This window comes from Lactiplantibacillus nangangensis (assembly GCF_005405065.1).
GTDB classification, from domain to species: domain Bacteria; phylum Bacillota; class Bacilli; order Lactobacillales; family Lactobacillaceae; genus Lactiplantibacillus; species Lactiplantibacillus nangangensis.
In genome coordinates this window covers 136,370-152,716 of sequence record NZ_BJDI01000009.1, presented here as the reverse complement: position 1 = coordinate 152,716, position 16,347 = coordinate 136,370, and the positions used below count along the sequence as shown (strand labels likewise).

Sequence of the window (16,347 nt, the reverse complement as noted above, 5' to 3'; positions counted from 1 at the left end):
GTATACTAGTTTTTTTCAACACTTTCGAGTGCTTTGGTTTAGTGCGTTCAAAATTCATTTTGTTTCAAATAAAAACCTTCGTACGGGAATACGAAGGTCAAAAGGAGTAGGTCACCATGCAATGGGGAATCACATGGTGAGAACCTAACAAGCGTTTAGTCATATAAGCGGGGGGACGTTCACATGCCGCTTGCTAGGCTTGTCAGAGTTATTCGCTCTGACGGATTTCATTACTTTGGAGGAGTAAATGAAAAGAATGTTAATTGTTATAGTAGCAATCTTGGAGGGAATCCTTAATTGCTATGAGTACAATATAACAACGAAATATGAAGAAAGTGTGTCGTTGATTTTTCAAAAATAAGAAGACTTTCTTAAACTGACTGCATTCGGCAAAAATAAAGTTATTTATTTTGAAAATTTTTTAGTTGAAAATTAAGTAGTGGAAAATATGAATAACGCTGTAATGGTTGTGACTGCGGGCATTCGTTCAAGGTGCGACTTATGGTTAACGTCATTAAGCAATTTGTGCTAAATTAATTTCCTTAAAGTCAGTCGTAGCGGATGACATAGCCTTGAATAAAGCAGTCCCAACGGCTATTGACGTTAATTTAAAATTAATCACTTGGTTGTTGTGAAATTAGAAATAGAAGTAAGGACTATTACCTATACCATAAAAATTATATCTATAAAACAATTCTTAGATAAATGATATTTAAGCAGTCATATTAGTAACTTCATTGATAAAAATAAACTTAATTCTTATTAGAAATTGTCACCCTGGTCGACTATTGCCAGCATTAGCGAGGCAGATTATACTTTAATTGTACACAACCGGAATAGACGTCTGGTTGTTAGTTAATGATCCTAATTGGCACTAAAAAAGATAAGGAGTGTACTGATAAATGAAAAAACTAATAACGAGTTTAACGTTGTGTGGCGTGGCTTTGATGGCAGCCCCGATTAGTGTAAAAGCTGCTGACAGTACAGGCTTCCTAAGCACAGGGAAAACGGAAGCTGAAATTACTTTTACGGCTCCTGACATAAATAAAATTGACCCGATTAATCCTGACAATCCCAATGAAATTGTGACTTCGGGTGTGAACAAGGGGCGTTTGACTCAACAGGATAAGCAGGTAGGTTTTGTCTATGTCACTGATAATCTTGCGTTCGGTGCTGGCAAAGCCACGCTAAGTTTGGGTCAGGAGGGACGGTATCAAGGGAGTGTTCAGCCTAACAAGGGACAGGTAACACCAAATGATATGGACAACACGTCATTTGATTGGGGAAAAAACTTTGTTGTTGAAGTTGCTGATACCCGTTCGGATTTGGCTGGTAATTGGAAAGTGAAGGTTACTGGTGATAAGTTAGCGGTACCTGACTCAAATAATCAGAGTAAGGGAATTCCTCCTATTGATGGAGCGGAAATTATTTGGCCAACTGCTCACAAGAATTCCAACACGAGATTAACTAATAGTGGAAATGGTGAAAATGGGGCTATCCTTGCTGAGCAGAATGTGACTTTAGCATTGGATGGTCAGGGTGCGTCAAATATGATTTTTCAAGCACCTAAGCGGGGTAACGGTGCCGGTGTGACCGCATTAAAGTTTGATCCTAATGATATTACTTTGACCGTGCCAGCCAATAAGGCTCGTACAGAAACTTATTCAACTACGTTAACTTGGACTTTAGAAACTACGCCACCTGCGTAATTTGATTGGTTAGGTGCATGATTGCGCCTAACCTGTACATAAAAGTTTGACAAAATTAGGAGTAATTTGCGTAATGGGGAAACGATGTAATAGATATATTTGGTCGTTAGTCGTGGTGATCATACTGTTGGGAGTATTGTTACCAATTTCGGTTCAAGCTAAAACCACGCCAAATAATAATATCGGTTTTAGCGTGGTAGCACAGTTGCCTGATAATCAGGTTGATATGAAAAATTCGTTCTTTGATTTGAAAATGAGATCAGAACAACAGCAAACTTTAAAGGTGAAAATTTACAATGCAACTAAGCGTGATATTAAAGTGAAAATGGGGATTCACACCGCGTATACCAATAATAATGGTGTGATTGAATATATGACGCCCGCAACCAAATTTGATTCTTCTTTGCGTTATCGACTGGATAAAGTAACACAGATTGAGGGTGATTCGGTTGTGACGGTCCCAGCAAATGACTCAAAGGTTGTCATGGCAAAAGTGCAAATTCCGACGACTAATTTTGAAGGTGTGATGCTGGGTGGCTGGCATTTCCGAAAAGTTGAAGAGAAAGTTACTAGTAATGTGAAAGAGTCGCTGAATATCAAAAACCAATATGCTTACGTAATTGGCATGAAGTATTCGTTTGGCAAGGCACCACAGCCTGAATTAACTTTAACTAACGTGACCTCGGGCTTAGAAAACTATCGGCAAAGTATTTTCGTTAATCTGCGTAATCCATCCGCGGTGATTATTCCAGATGTTAAGTTAACTACGGTAATCACTAATCGTGCGACCAAGAAGCTAGTTAAGGCGGTTAAAAAAAGTGGCGTCCAAATGGCTCCGAATTCTAGTTATCAGTATCCAATTTTGACAGGAAATACTGGTCTAGAAGCCGGAAAGTATCATTTGCGAATGGTTGCCAAGAATAAAGCACATCAATGGGTGTTTGAAAAAGACTTTACTATTACTGCAAAAGAGGCTAAAAAGTATGCACGTGAATCAGTCGACACTAAAGTAATCAGTCCATACTGGTTTGTACTGATTGGTGCGTTCCTCATGTTGATTGTGGGCGGAGTGCTGGTTTGGTTAGTAATTGTTATAAAAAGGCGGAAACAAGCAGATTAGTCGGTTAAAATCTAGACAAAAAGGTGGCAGAAATACAGATGAAGGAGCGACGATGGCAGGTAGCACTGATAATCTGTAGTTTTGGGGTGATGTTGTGGTGTGGGAGGGTTGGACGAGCGGATGAGTCGAAAATAATTTATGACTATGATCAACCGAATTTAAGGACGAGCTTTCATCCGAATCTACGCGTCGCTGGAAAACCAGATAAAAACCAAGCACAATTGATTCAAGGAACATTTTTCCCCTTTCAAAATTTTTCTTTTAAACTAAAATCAATTAGGGCAAATGGGACAAATAATGGCAGAATTACCGCCAAAACCACTAAAATTTCGATTGATATTGAGGTAACCATGAACACTCATGATAAATATTATCGAACATATTTTAAAATGAAAAAGTTTCAATTTCTTGTTATGCATATGAATGGTTCTAAAATTAAAATATTGGGAAGCGGTAGTCCGATGGCTGCGGGTATGGATGTGCTTTCCCTGATGGGGGGAGAGGATAAGCTAAGGGATATTGACGTTAATCTTACCAGTATAAAAGATGCATTACCGTTAAAACTAGGCTTTTACTTTCCTACGGAGAATCCTGATGTTGGGACGATGTACTACGATTTAGGCTATTTTGCAGCTGGTGAACCAATCCTTAAACCAACTATCGATGCAACGCTGACTAAGGATAGCGTAAAGATTACCGGTAAGGGTACGAGTGGCAATTTGGTTACGAATAGTGTAACTACTGATACTGAAACGGTTGGCCGAAATGGGGTCTATCAGTTTGATTTAAAAAAAGGTGAGTTGGCAGACTATTTAGCTCATAACGATCGTGTGACCGTCACTGAGAGCAATGATACGGGTGATACCGGGATTGCTGAATTAAAAAAGTTGAGTATTGCCGCAATTGAACAAGATCCAACATTTGATCTGGAAGATAGTCTAAAGCTTGGCGGGTCTGGTGATGAGCCTGATTTAGATCAAGTCACTAATTTTATTGTTGATCAACTTAAGTTACGTACTGGTGAAGCCACAACGGCTAAGTTTGCCATTGACTATGAGGTGATATCGCAAGCTGAACTTGTCAAAAGTATCAAGGCCTTCAATGATAATCAGCTCGCAGAAATTAAGATTCCAATTTATGCCACTGAGCCGGGGTATATGCAATCGAATACGCTAAATGTCAAGGTAACCCACGATGCCCAAGGACTTGCTTTTGGCCAAACTATGACCACGCTTGATTTTGGTCAACATGAAGTGCCGATGGTCTCCAAGACTTTTTACCCCATTAAAAGTTGGAGTATTATTGTCCACGACCATCGGAAAAACAAGAGTGCTTGGAATATTAAGGCTCGCCTTGGTTCAGTCACGCCAAAGTCAGCAGCTGACAGTTTGGCGGGCTACTTGTGGTATCAGGCACCAAATCAAACCGATAAGATTCGATTGAGTGATACCGACGTTCAAATCTTCCATCAATCCGCTGATACAAAAAGCGCTGATACAGTGATTCCGTTTAAAAGTGAATCGACGGGTCAGACTGCTGACTCCGGACTGCACCAACTATTTGTTCAAGCGGGTCCAACAATCGCTGCGGGTGAGAAAAAGACAACAATTAATTGGACACTAGAAAATGCTCCGTAAATGCATAAACAATTGCTCGTTGAGTTGATCACCCAACTGGTAATTGTTTTTTTTATGGTGCGTTGAATTGTGTCAGTGTCAATCAGACAACTACTCCCCCATTAAAATTGCGTAAGAATTTTTGTTAACGTTTCCATCGACCTAGCATTTTTACCTAGAGCGTGTAAAATTGAAAGTGGTAAAACGTATTCATAATGATAAATAGAGGAGTGTTTGCATGAACGAACAAGCTTGTACAACCATTTTAGTGGGTAAAAAGGCCAGTGTTGATGGCTCTACGATGATTGCCCGGAACGATGATACTTTTATGCCCATCACACCACAAAAGTTTATTGTCCATCCAGCGGTCCACGGTCGTAACGAAACGTTAACTTCTGGTAAGAACGGCTTCACGGCGCCACTACCAGCTGACGGCTATCGCTATCAAGGGGTACCTAACATCGAAGTTGCTGAAAAAGGTGTCTTTGAAGAAAACGGCTTTAACGAAAAGAACGTCGGCATTTCCTCAACTGAAAGCGTCTATGGGAATGAACATACTTTAACATTTGATCCATTTGTTAAAAATGGGTTGGCCGAAGATTCACTCCCAACCATGGTTATTCCATTCATCAACTCCGCTAAAGAAGGGGTCCAATATTTAGGCAAGTTGATTGCTAAATATGGCTCACCTGAAGGTAACGGTGTCTTGTTCAACGACAAGAACGATGTGTGGTACATGGAAATCGTCACTGGTCATCAATGGGTTGCGCAACGGATTCCTGATGACGCCTATGCGGTCGCTGCGAACCAAGTTGCCATCCAATGGGTTGATTTTAATGATCCTGACAACTTCATGTGGTCCGAAAATATCCGTGAATTCGTTGAAGAACATCATTTGAATCCTGACAAGGAAGGTTTCAACTTCCGTCACATTTTCGGAACGGATAATGAAAAAGACCGCCATTACAATACCCCACGGGTTTGGTATGGTCAACATTACTTCAATCCAGAAATCGAACAGGATCCACAATCCAGTGAACTCCCATTCATTTGCCACGCTGCCAAGAAGATTTCGGTCGCAGATGTGGAATATGTCTTAGGTTCACATTACAATGAAACGAAGTACGATCCATTCACTGATTCGCCAGAAGCCAAGAAATTCCGGCCAATCTCAATGAACCGGACCCAAAATTCACACGTCATGCAAATTCGTAACGACGTGCCGGAAGACCAAAGTGCCATCATGTGGATGACTTTCGGGATGCCTTCATTTGCCCCATACTTGCCATTCCATGCGAACGTTTCCGAAACGGATCCTAGTTTCGCTAACACGCCATTAACTTATGACCGGAAGAGCGCTTACTGGTTATACCGGACGGTTTCAATGATCGTGGAATCACATTACGCTGATTTCGTGCAAGAAGACATTGATTACTTGAAGGAATGCCGCATCGAATTAGGTCAATTTGTCGCTGAAACGGATGCCCAAGCGGCTAAATTATCTGGTGAAGAATTGACTAAATTCTTGACGGCACAAGATAAAGTGATGGTTGCCAACATGCGTGACAAGGCTGAAGACTTAATCGGTCGCTTGATCACCAAAGGGTTAACTTTATCGAAGCTAACTTATAACGTTGACATCAACCTTTAAGATTTTTGTTTCACAGGTAAGTGTGTATAATTAAGGTACCAATCCAAAGGGGTGATCTGAAATGGATGAAAATGTCTTATTTAATCCGGGTGACGCAATTTCCGAATCCCATGATTATAGTGCCGCTTTACGCAGCGCGGATATTTATAATGCGCAACAAGGTCGCAAACGCGGAATCTTGATTGCGAAACCGCTTGAAGAAGATCATGGTTATTCGGTCTTTTATGCGGATGATCTCATTTCGGCGGATGGTCCTAAACCAGACGCACGAAAGTATCACATTGAAAAACGGTTATAAACGCTAATAAAAAATGGCTCGTCAATCTTCAGTGATTGGCGGGTCATTTTTTGCAATTTATAAATTACCGGTATTTTTCAAGCGTTTTTCAAGTAAATAAGCATCCATATAGCCAAATGATAATTCGACGACGGAATCGAGTTCGATCAAAGTGCCGACGCGGTTGATTTGGTTGTCATCTTCCACGTTATAGAAAATGAAGTGGCCGTTGGTGACAGTGCCCGGATAGCCAGTCATGTCTGGCAACATCGGATTGTCAGTCGTTAAATGCAAGAGATTATTGAAATTACCAGCTTGACGTAAGATGGCTTCAAACAAATCCGTTGTGCCATCAAAGAGCCGTTCATCGTTTAAAACGGGTTGGACGTTTAATTCATATTGCTGATTCAATTCAATAAAACCGCGCATCGTTTGCAAGTAGTCGGATTGGATCGTGACTGATTCGATCAACGACCGCCGGCATAAGGTGTAACCGCCGAATTGGCCGGTCATGTCGACTAAATTGATGACGACACTGTCGGCGTTCAACGTGTTCACGAAACCAACAAAGAACATGTCGGACCCGTCCGCGGAACGAATTGCAATCAGTTCGTGAGCGGCTTGTGCATGCACTAAGGTGTCGTTGATGGCCTGGTTGCCAGTCGCCTTGACGGAATCAACGTGCTGAAAGTCGGTCTTAACGTAGGCACTTTCTAGTAACAATTCGTTGCCACGAAATTCCACGATATTGACGCTGTCATAGTTGAGGGCTTGCGTGTCTTGGTGACTGTAATTGAACTTATCAAAGGCTTTAAAATCAAATTTTTCTTCAGCTAAATTCTGAACTTGCCCTTCCAAATAGTTGTCATTATTTTCGACCACTAACAGAATGACTTGTTGTTGGGTCAAGGCATTCGCTAAAATCTGTGACAATTCCGCGTGTTCCGCGTTGAAATGGACTGGGGATTGTGGCACGGTGCTTAAACCTTCATCATCGGCGTTTTCGATGCGGAAAGCCATGTTATCTAAGTCTTCACTCATCATTTCCACTTCGTCAATGACGTGATAGCGCATGAAAACTGCGCCATCTTGAAGCCCGGCGTCGTCATAAGTATTCACGACAACGCCATCGGGTGCCAGACTATCAATGTAGCCGGTGTAAACGACATCGCTATTGGCTTGATAGAGATTGATAAGGTGGGCCTGCTGTTCGGCCAATTGTAAATCTTCCATAATTGAACTCATCTGGTAACCCCCTTCATTGTTATCGTTTAATAATAGCACGTTTTGCTAGGGAACCGGTGCTTTTAGTCTGTTTTCGGCTGGTTTAAAAAGTGAATTGGCTTGCAATATATCGAAAAGATATATATACTAGTGACGCTCTAAAAGTTAGGTGGGTAAAGATGTACGAATTATTTATTTTAGGTCAATTAATGGATCGCCCGATGACTGGTTATCAGCTACGAAAAGCGCTAGTCAACGTGGTCGGTCAGGAGTTGACGATTAGTTTTGGGGCCCTCTATCCGCTACTAGATAAGCTGGCGGCGGCCGGAGAGCTTCGCTTAGATTTCAAGACCACCACGAGTAAACGGCCCCAGAAAGAAGCGACCCTCACAGCGAGTGGTCGGCGGCATTTCTGGGCGCTGGTTCTTGCACCGGTCGCGTTAAACAAGCAGACACAGCTGACGTTTCAAATTAAACTGAATTTTTTACATTTGTTAACGTTGGCGCAGCAATTAACGATTTTAATGGATTTTCAAACTTTTGCGCAGGGACAATTGGACCGGCTGGCCGAGCATCAAGCTCGGCTACAGCATAATGAGCACATGGTGCAGGCGGATGTGGTGGACGCGTTATTGGTCAGCGACCTGCAAACGCAACGGGCACAAGCCCAGCTCGATTGGCTCACTGCGCTAATTCAAACAAAGAGGGAAACTAAGTTATGAAGACAGCATCTTTTGCGACTGATCCGCAGATTCAAAAGCGACGCTGGTGGATTTTAATCGCCGTTTGTTTATTCACGTTTATGTCGACACTGGACGGTAGTATCGTCAACATTGCGTTGCCTGTTATGAGTAAGTCCTTGGCAATTCCGATGAACCAAGCCGAATGGGTCGTTTCGATTTATTTAATTATTATTTGTGCGCTATTGCTCTTATTTGGTAAGTTGGGGGATTCTCACGGAAAGATTCGGATCTTCAAAATTGGGTCAGTGCTGTTTACGATTGGCTCGTTATTATGTGGCTTTAATTCTGGCTTAGTGATGTTGTTAGCGGCACGAAGCCTTCAAGCCGTTGGCGCCGCGATGACGATGAGCGCGAACAACGGGATTATTACCGAAGTATTCCCATTTAATGAACGGGGCCGCGCCTTGGGCATGATTGGCTCGTTTGTGGCGCTCGGGAGTATTGCTGGTCCTGGGATTGGTGGCCTAATTTTGGCTCACTTAAGTTGGGGCTACATTTTCTGGATGAACGTGCCAGTGGGAATTCTCGCAATTATTTTAGGACAAGTTATTTTGCCAAAGGATATTACGATGAGCAAGTTGCCGATCGATAAAACGGGGGCCGGTTTGTTTGCGTTAATGATGGTCAGCCTGTTTGCGGGAGTCTTCATTGGTCAAGAGATTGGCTTCACGAAGCCGATTATTTTAGCGAGTTTCGTGGTAGCTATTATTGCGACTGCGATTTTTGTGCGGGTCGAATTGCACCATGATAATCCCATCTTGGCGTTACAACTTTTCAAAAATTCACGCTTTTCGATTAGTATTCTCTGTGCGTTCCTGATCTTTGTGGCAAACTTCTTCTTCAACGTGATTTCACCATTTTATCTGGAAAATGCCCGTGGCTTGGCGGCTAATTATGCGGGTTACGCGTTGATGACGTTCCCCATCGTCCAAGTGATTGTGGCGCCAATTGCCGGGGCCATTTCGGATAAAATTGGCCCAGAATTGCTGACATTCATTGGCTTGGTGCTCATCTCGTTGAGCCAGATCGGGTATATGTTTGCTAGTTTGACCACGCCGCTATGGCTATTCATGTTCTTTATTGGATTAGTTGGTTTGGGAAACGGGATTTTCCAAGCACCAAATAATTCAATTGTCATGAGCTCGGTTGACGTCAAAGATCTCGGTGTGGCTGGCGGCATCAATGCGCTTGCCCGTGAGTTAGGGATGATTATCGGGATCTCGGTAGCGACGACGGTCTTGTTCTCGGCGATGAGTAAATCGGCTGGGTACAAAGTGACGGCCTACTTACCAGCCCATCCCGAAATCTTCATCGATGGGATGCGGGTTGCCTTTATTGTTTCGTTGGTGATCTGTTTAATCGCAACTGTCATCACTGGTGTGCGGCTGTTACGTCGGCATCAGGCTGCTTAGTTAGCGATACCGCTAGCGTTTTAAATTGAGTCAGCTGTTCTGACTTTGCAATTAAGTCTCAAGCGTTGCTGATGTTAGCGGATAGTGCCCTATGAATTTTAAATTGAACAACAAAAAAAGTCCATTCACGATTTTTATCGTGAGTGGACTTTTGACTTTTAGCCACGGAAATAGCCATAACTACCTAAAATGACGAAAACATAACCAGCGGCTAACACTAAAGAGAACAGCATGCTACTGCCTTGCTGTAATCCACGGGCCTTGCAAAACCGTAGACAACCACTGGTTAAAGTGGCGAGAGCGAAGCCGATTAAGACAACGCTCAATGTCCGGCCCCATTTTCCTAATAATAGGGCACAGGCGACGCTGATAATGGTCAACATGACGATCAGAACGACTCGTCGCTTACTTGTCAGCTTTTGTTGCATAAGATCATCCCACCATAATTAGTTGACACGCTAAACGTTATTCTAAGTGAATTTTACCATTTTGCGACTAATTTTGACAAGTGATTTTTGTGAAAAGCCTGATATGACTTGGAATCTTAAGCTGAAATGAATTTCAAAATATAACTGAATTTATTTTACGGCATGAATTAATCATGAATGTGATATGTTATAAAAGGTCACATTCAATTGGCGAAAGTCACTAAATTAACGTATTGATTGGCGTTACTAGTTTAAAAAGGCCCAGAATGTTCAAAAATAGTGAGCGAGCTTTATAATTAATGTTATAATTTCTTACATCAAATGGTACAGATGGGAGTTGGAATTATGAGTGCTGCGAATTCAACGTTCTTAGTTTTATCAAGTATATTGGTATTGTTCATGACCCCCGGTTTAGCGTTCTTTTATGGCGGATTAGTTTCTAAACGTAACGTTGTCAATACGATGTTATCCGTTTTTATGATTTGTGGCTTAGCAATTCTACTCTGGATCTTAGTTGGTTACTCCTTGTCGTTTTCGGGTAACTTAGGCGGCGTCGTAGGCAACCTCAAAGCGGTCTGGCTACATGGTGTCAATCTTGCGGCGCTAACGCCAACGAAGATTCCAACTGGCCTGTATATGATTTTTCAAATGATGTTTGCCATTATCACACCCGCGCTGTTTGTCGGTGCTGTGGTTGGTCGAATCCGGTTTAAGTTCCTATTATCATTTATCGTTTGCTGGTCGATTTTCATCTATTATCCGATGGTGCATATGGTTTGGGATAACGGCTTTTTAGCGCATTTAGGCGTGATTGATTTTGCCGGTGGGACTGTTGTTCACATCAACGCTGGGATTACCGCCTTGGTACTGTCAGCCTTCTTAGGACCACGCTATAACTACGGTAAAGGTGAAACGCAGCATTACAATATTCTCTGGGTCTTATTGGGTACCGCGATTCTTTGGATTGGTTGGTACGGTTTCAACGCTGGGTCAGCGTTAGCGATGAACGGCGTAGCGATTCAAGCGTTCTTAACGACCACGGTAGCGACGGCGACTTCTATGATGACGTGGATGGTCATTGATATGATTACCAAAGGCAAGCCAACACTCGTTGGGGTTTGCACTGGGACTTTGTGTGGCTTGGTTGGGATTACGCCGGCTTGTGGCTATGTCACAACGAGTGGGGCGTTCTGGATTGGGTTGATCGCTACGATGACCAGTTACGCGTTTATCACGTTACTCAAACCGCGGCTAGGCATTGACGATGCGCTAGATGCGTTCGGCTGTCACGGGGTCTCTGGGATTATGGGCAGCATTATGACTGGTTTATTTGCCACCAAGGCGGTTAATGCGTCGGTCACAGCGAATGGGCTATTTTACGGCGGTGGGTTTAAGCTTTTTGGCCTGCAACTACTGGCGACCGCTTTCACGATTATCTTTACAACGGTACTTTGCATTGTGATTATCGTGCTGTTGAAACGCGTGGTTAAAATGCGGGTCGGTGTGGCTGAAGAAAAGCTTGGATTGGACCAAGGTGAACACGGCGAAGTTGCGGATTATACGGTGAAAATGAGCTCTGAACTGCGCGACATTCAAACGCATAGCACTGAATTTCAAGGTCAGTTGGCCAAATTGATGGACAATCGGCAACGGTTCCGTTGAGTCAACAACAACTTACAGCTAATTAACGATTTTAAGCGATCGGCCAGTTGTTTAGTTTTAAGATATGAGTGCTTAACCTTAAATAAGTGAATACAAGCTGTCACAACGCGTTTGACTGCGGGGTGACAGCTTTTTTGTATAAATTTGTTGATGTTTGATAATTAAAAATCGCAGCAGTTAGTGACCAGATAGACCGATGAGCCATAACTATACCTGAATTGGATTAATGAATTATTTTATTAAATCCTTGATCTTTCGGGATTTCGAACAGTTAGTCAAGCTAACGAACGGGGCTTTAAACTGATCGTGACTAGTACAGGCGTGGTAACTTTTGGGTGTCAAGTGAGTTGTGCTAGCTTGGTAAATAAACTGAATGGGGGAGAAAATGATGCGCAAGTTTTGGCGATTTTTATTACTCGCAGTGACTGGCTTAGCGCTGATGGTACTTAGTCCACCCGTGATTGGGCAAGCACGAGAAGTAACGGAAGCAACTGGCTTAGATGTCAATAGTGCGGTTATTAAAGATGCTAGTGGGAAAGTTTATTCTAATAGTGAAGTTTTGCCACCTGGTGACTATCAGGTTAATTATAGTTGGCAAATTCCAGATAGTGCGCGGATCCGGTCAGGCGATACGATGACGTTTCAGTTACCGTCCAATATTTATATTCCTGAACCCGATGATTTCACGTTATATGCGGCCAGTGGTTCTGGGTCAATCGGGACTGCTCACATTGATCAAGGTGCGTCATATGGTGTAATCACCTTAAACAGTAATATGCAATATCGGACGAATCGCCATGGCTGGATCAAGGTTGGTGTGGAGAGCAAAGTTAAAGGTTCCGTCAGCATAACGAAATCGGCGAGCTGGTCTAATCCAGAGACACCAACCGTGATCAATTGGCGAGTCGTCGCGCAACCCAATGATGGGACGACGATGAAGAATCCGGTAATTAAGGATACTTTTAGTAGCAATCAAAAGTATATTGCCGGGAGTGCCGAAGCCACGGATGCCGCCGGTCAAACGATTCCAGTTGCGGTGACGACGAGCTATTTTGGCAATAGCGTCACGTTCAAGTTAACTGGGACCTATACGGGAAATGTTGTGTTGTCCTATCAGACGCAAACCAAGTTACCAACGGGTGCGGATACATTTACTAACAATGCGACCTATTCGGATGACGGTGGGTACACCGATTCGGCGACGGCCTCGATCGATCGTGAAGCCGCGCCGGAAAATCCAGCGCCCGAAGTACCGAATGAGGTGGAGCCGATCGTGATGGACAAGTCAGTTAGTTGGGTTGATCCTAGTGACCAAACCAAATTGAACTGGTCGATCAAGGTTAACGCCAATGGCAACGTGTTAGTTAATCCGCAAATTATTGATCATTTGAGTGACAACCAGACGTATGTTCCAGCGAGTGCTAAGTTGGTCAATGCCTATGGTGAATCCATCATGTTGGCAGTCAGCACAAGCGGGAACAGCATTATTTTCCACGCCGTAGGGTCATTTTCAACGAGTCTACATTTGACGTATCAAACGACGCCAACCAGTTCGAGAGGATTGGAAACGTTTACGAACTCGGCTAACTATACGGACGACAACGATAATTCAGCGGACGCGAACGCGACCATCGATCGCACGGTTGAGCCAACACCTGAGCCAATTAAGATGACCAAGTCGGTGGCTTGGACTGATCCTGAAGATCAATCACGGTTGAACTGGACGTTGGCCGTGGCGGCGAATGGCAACAAGCTCGTCAATCCAACGATTGTCGATAAGATGAGTGGTAATCAGACTTATATTGCGGGTAGCGCTAAGGCGGTTACTGCAACGGGAGTCTCGGTGCCAGTCACAGCCGAGTCAAATGGGACTGAGCTAACGTTTAATCTCAGTGGGACCTATACGGATGACTTGAAACTGACTTATCGAACGCGGAGTGATGAGATTGGCACAGCGGCGACGTTTACCAATGTCGCCGTCTATGACGATGAAGCGAACAATCATGCGTCCGCGGATGCCACGATTGATCGTGAAGCGCGGCCGCCAAGAGATCCGATTAGCATGAGCAAAACGGCAGCTTGGGTTGACCCCAACGATAAAACGTTGATCAAGTGGCAACTCGAAGTTGACGCTAACGAGAATGAATTAGTTAACCCAGTCATTACGGATGAGTTAAGTTCAAATCACACTTATGTTGATGGGAGCGCGGAGGTTCGTGACGTCACTGGTCCATTGCCATTTACGGTAACAGTTGAAGGCTCACGATTGATTTTTAAGATTATGGGTGAGTACGAGAGTGATTTGGAGATCAAGTATCAAACGAGGACGACTACTCCGAGCGGTGCAGCGACGTTCGACAATGCCGCTGTTTATGATGATGAGAACAATAATCATGCGGAAGCCGATCAGTCGATCGACCGTGAAGCCCCACCAGTTGAGCCTGCCAAAGATCCAATTAGTATGGCGAAAACAGTGGCTTGGGTCGATCCAGCTGATAAGACTAAGCTCAATTGGCAACTACAAGTGACAACTAATGGTAACCAATTGCTTAATCCAGTGATTACGGATGATCTGAGTTCGAATCAAACCTTCGTTGCTGATAGTGCTAAAGCCAGCGATGCGACTGGTCAAGCTATTCCGGTAAAGACGACCGTGGCTGGTAACAAGGTCACCTTTAACTTTAGCGGCGTGCTGACGAGCGATTTGACGTTGAGCTATCAAACGACGACTAATACCGCCATGGGTGCGGAGACGTTTGACAATGCGGCCGTTTTGGATGATGAGAACAATAATCATGCGGAAGCTGGGACGTCGATTGATCGTGAAGCGCCGCCTGAGGAACCTGAGCCCATTAATGATCCAATCAAATTGACCAAGACCGCTGCTTGGAGCGATCCTAACGACCAGACGAAGATTAACTGGCAATTGCAAGTGACAACTAACAACAACCAGTTAGTCAATCCAGTTGTTACGGATACCTTGAGTGGCGACCAAAGTTATGTCGCTGACAGTGCCAAAGCGGTCACGACGGATGGGACTGTTATGCCAGTCACAGTTAATGTGGCCGGTAAGACACTCACGTTCAAATTTGATGGTAAGTTTAGCAGTGATTTCACCTTGACTTATCAAACCACGACGGACGCCGCGACTGGCGCAGCGGTTTACGACAACGTAGCGGTTCTGGATGATGAGAACAACAATCACGGCGAAGCTAATTCGTCGATTGATCGTGAAAATCCACCAGTTGAACCGGTTAAGGATCCGATTAAGGTGACTAAGACGGCTGCTTGGTCTGACCCGACTGATCAAACTAAGATCAATTGGCAACTACAAGTGTCCGCTAATGGTAATCAATTAGTCAATCCAGTTATTACCGACATTTTGAGTGATAACCAGACTTATGTCACTGACAGTGTTAAGGCAGTGACCGCCGATGGGACTACGGTGCCTGTCGTTGCAACGGTCACTGGCAATACGCTGACGTTTAAATTGACTGGTCAATGGACCAGCGACTTGACGTTGACCTATCAAAGCACGACGAATTCGGCGACGGGAGCCGCCACATTTGCGAATGCGGCCGTCTATGATGATGAGAATGGTAACCACGGTGATGCGGGTAGCTCGATTGACCGCGAGAATCCACCAGTTGGACCGATTGAAGATCCGGTCACGATGACGAAAGTTGCCGCTTGGACCGATTCGAAAGATCAAACGTTGATTAACTGGACGTTAGCGATTAGAGCGAACGGCAATCAGTTAGTCAATCCAGTGATTACGGATGAACTTAGTGATAATCAAAGTTACGTCGCTGATAGTGCGGAAGCAGTCGACGACAATGGTCAGCAGATCCCATTGACGGTTAGTGTGGTCGGTCATACGATCACCTTTAAGTTAACTGGGACGTTTGCGACGGCCATCAAGTTGACGTATCGGACGAAGACTAATACGGCTACCGGTGCGGATGTCTTTACCAATGCCGCCCTTTATACGGATGACAATGGGAATAACGCGAGTGCCAGCAGCTCAATTGATCGTAAAGATGTCGTCGTTGTGACACCACAGCCACACCCCGAACCAGTGACTCCCGAAACTCCTGGGCCAACTGAACCTACCAAACCAGGTCCAGCCAAACCAGAGATGCAACAGCCTGGAACACAGCAACCAGCCAAGCCTGGTCAGTCAGCACCAACGACGCCAGCGCCAGCTAAGCCTAACACCAAACCAAGTGTCATGCCTAGCCAGCCAGCGCCAACTGCGCCGACTAAAGTGCCAAGTCCTTATAATCCAACGCCGGGACGTTTGCCACAAACTGGTGAACATCGGAATACGACGCTTGATACAATTTTAGGGACGTTAGCCTTATTAGCAGGGTTAGCTTTAGGTTACTTTGATCTACGGCGGCGATTCTAATTTAGAAAGGTGGATTGCCCAATCGCAACCTCAACCCAACACCAGTACGCCAGTTGGTTGTATTGGCATCAAGCCCAATGATTTTGACATTGTT

11 protein-coding genes are annotated in these 16,347 nt (G+C 44.1%); 9 read left to right on the top strand and 2 right to left on the bottom strand.

Annotated features, from left to right (window positions below; translation table 11 throughout):
- Positions 1-902 precede the first annotated feature (902 nt).
- From FFM70_RS09055 to FFM70_RS09035, 5 genes are all read left to right on the top strand, one after another.
- Complete coding sequence (locus tag FFM70_RS09055; RefSeq protein ID WP_137616527.1) at positions 903-1,709, top strand: WxL domain-containing protein; 807 nt, start codon at positions 903-905, stop codon at positions 1,707-1,709.
- 46 nt (positions 1,710-1,755) lie between these two features.
- A complete protein-coding gene (locus FFM70_RS09050) occupies positions 1,756-2,829 on the top strand; it encodes a WxLIP family cell surface protein (RefSeq protein WP_137616526.1) in 1,074 nt (357 codons plus the stop codon).
- Between the two features lie 461 nt (positions 2,830-3,290).
- Positions 3,291-4,466, top strand: a complete 1,176-nt coding sequence (locus FFM70_RS09045) for a hypothetical protein (protein ID WP_137616525.1) — start codon at positions 3,291-3,293, stop codon at positions 4,464-4,466.
- Positions 4,467-4,683: 217 nt separating this feature from the next.
- Positions 4,684-6,096 carry a C69 family dipeptidase gene (locus tag FFM70_RS09040; protein ID WP_137616524.1) on the top strand — a complete coding sequence of 471 codons (1,413 nt, stop codon included), beginning with the start codon at positions 4,684-4,686 and terminating at the stop codon, positions 6,094-6,096.
- Between the two features lie 61 nt (positions 6,097-6,157).
- A complete protein-coding gene (locus FFM70_RS09035; RefSeq protein WP_137616523.1) occupies positions 6,158-6,394 on the top strand; it encodes a hypothetical protein in 237 nt (78 codons plus the stop codon).
- Between the two features lie 57 nt (positions 6,395-6,451).
- On the opposite strand, the gene FFM70_RS09030 is transcribed toward FFM70_RS09035, so the two are convergent.
- The gene (locus FFM70_RS09030) at positions 6,452-7,618 is read right to left on the bottom strand and encodes a hypothetical protein (protein ID WP_137616522.1); all 1,167 of its coding nucleotides are present in this window, start codon (positions 7,616-7,618) and stop codon (positions 6,452-6,454) included.
- Between the two features lie 158 nt (positions 7,619-7,776).
- Between FFM70_RS09030 and FFM70_RS09025 the strand changes: the two genes are divergently transcribed.
- Together FFM70_RS09025 and FFM70_RS09020 are read left to right on the top strand one after the other, a co-directional pair.
- Positions 7,777-8,319 (top strand): PadR family transcriptional regulator, encoded by a 543-nt coding sequence (locus FFM70_RS09025; protein ID WP_137616521.1) that lies wholly within the window; start codon positions 7,777-7,779, stop codon positions 8,317-8,319.
- Positions 8,316-9,752: an MFS transporter gene (locus FFM70_RS09020; RefSeq protein WP_137616520.1), complete on the top strand. Its 1,437-nt coding sequence runs from the start codon at positions 8,316-8,318 to the stop codon at positions 9,750-9,752. The genes FFM70_RS09025 and FFM70_RS09020 overlap by 4 nt, the downstream gene beginning before the upstream one ends.
- 158 nt (positions 9,753-9,910) lie before the next feature.
- Here the strand turns inward: FFM70_RS09020 and FFM70_RS09015 are convergent, their stop codons facing one another.
- The gene (locus FFM70_RS09015; protein WP_137616519.1) at positions 9,911-10,180 is read right to left on the bottom strand and encodes a DNA binding protein; all 270 of its coding nucleotides are present in this window, start codon (positions 10,178-10,180) and stop codon (positions 9,911-9,913) included.
- A 345-nt stretch (positions 10,181-10,525) separates the two neighbouring features.
- Between FFM70_RS09015 and FFM70_RS09010 the strand changes: the two genes are divergently transcribed.
- Positions 10,526-11,842 carry an ammonium transporter gene (locus FFM70_RS09010; protein WP_137616518.1) on the top strand — a complete coding sequence of 439 codons (1,317 nt, stop codon included), beginning with the start codon at positions 10,526-10,528 and terminating at the stop codon, positions 11,840-11,842.
- A gap of 388 nt (positions 11,843-12,230) precedes the next feature.
- Complete coding sequence (locus tag FFM70_RS09005) at positions 12,231-16,253, top strand: Ig-like domain-containing protein (protein WP_171002342.1); 4,023 nt, start codon at positions 12,231-12,233, stop codon at positions 16,251-16,253.
- Positions 16,254-16,347: the final 94 nt, after the last annotated feature.

Excerpts from the sequence above, each read along its gene's own strand:
- FFM70_RS09045 (WP_137616525.1), top strand. The coding sequence starts at position 3,291 with ATGGCTGCGGGTATGGATGTGCTTTCCCTGATGGGGGGAGAGGATAAG.
- FFM70_RS09035 (WP_137616523.1), top strand. The coding sequence starts at position 6,158 with ATGGATGAAAATGTCTTATTTAATCCGGGTGACGCAATTTCCGAATCC.
- FFM70_RS09020 (WP_137616520.1), top strand. The coding sequence starts at position 8,316 with ATGAAGACAGCATCTTTTGCGACTGATCCGCAGATTCAAAAGCGACGC.
- FFM70_RS09010 (WP_137616518.1), top strand. The coding sequence starts at position 10,526 with ATGAGTGCTGCGAATTCAACGTTCTTAGTTTTATCAAGTATATTGGTA.
- FFM70_RS09025 (WP_137616521.1), top strand. The coding sequence starts at position 7,777 with ATGTACGAATTATTTATTTTAGGTCAATTAATGGATCGCCCGATGACT.
- FFM70_RS09040 (WP_137616524.1), top strand. The coding sequence starts at position 4,684 with ATGAACGAACAAGCTTGTACAACCATTTTAGTGGGTAAAAAGGCCAGT.
- FFM70_RS09055 (WP_137616527.1), top strand. The coding sequence starts at position 903 with ATGAAAAAACTAATAACGAGTTTAACGTTGTGTGGCGTGGCTTTGATG.
- FFM70_RS09030 (WP_137616522.1), bottom strand. The coding sequence starts at position 7,618 with ATGAGTTCAATTATGGAAGATTTACAATTGGCCGAACAGCAGGCCCAC.
- FFM70_RS09015 (WP_137616519.1), bottom strand. The coding sequence starts at position 10,180 with ATGCAACAAAAGCTGACAAGTAAGCGACGAGTCGTTCTGATCGTCATG.
- FFM70_RS09005 (WP_171002342.1), top strand. The coding sequence starts at position 12,231 with ATGCGCAAGTTTTGGCGATTTTTATTACTCGCAGTGACTGGCTTAGCG.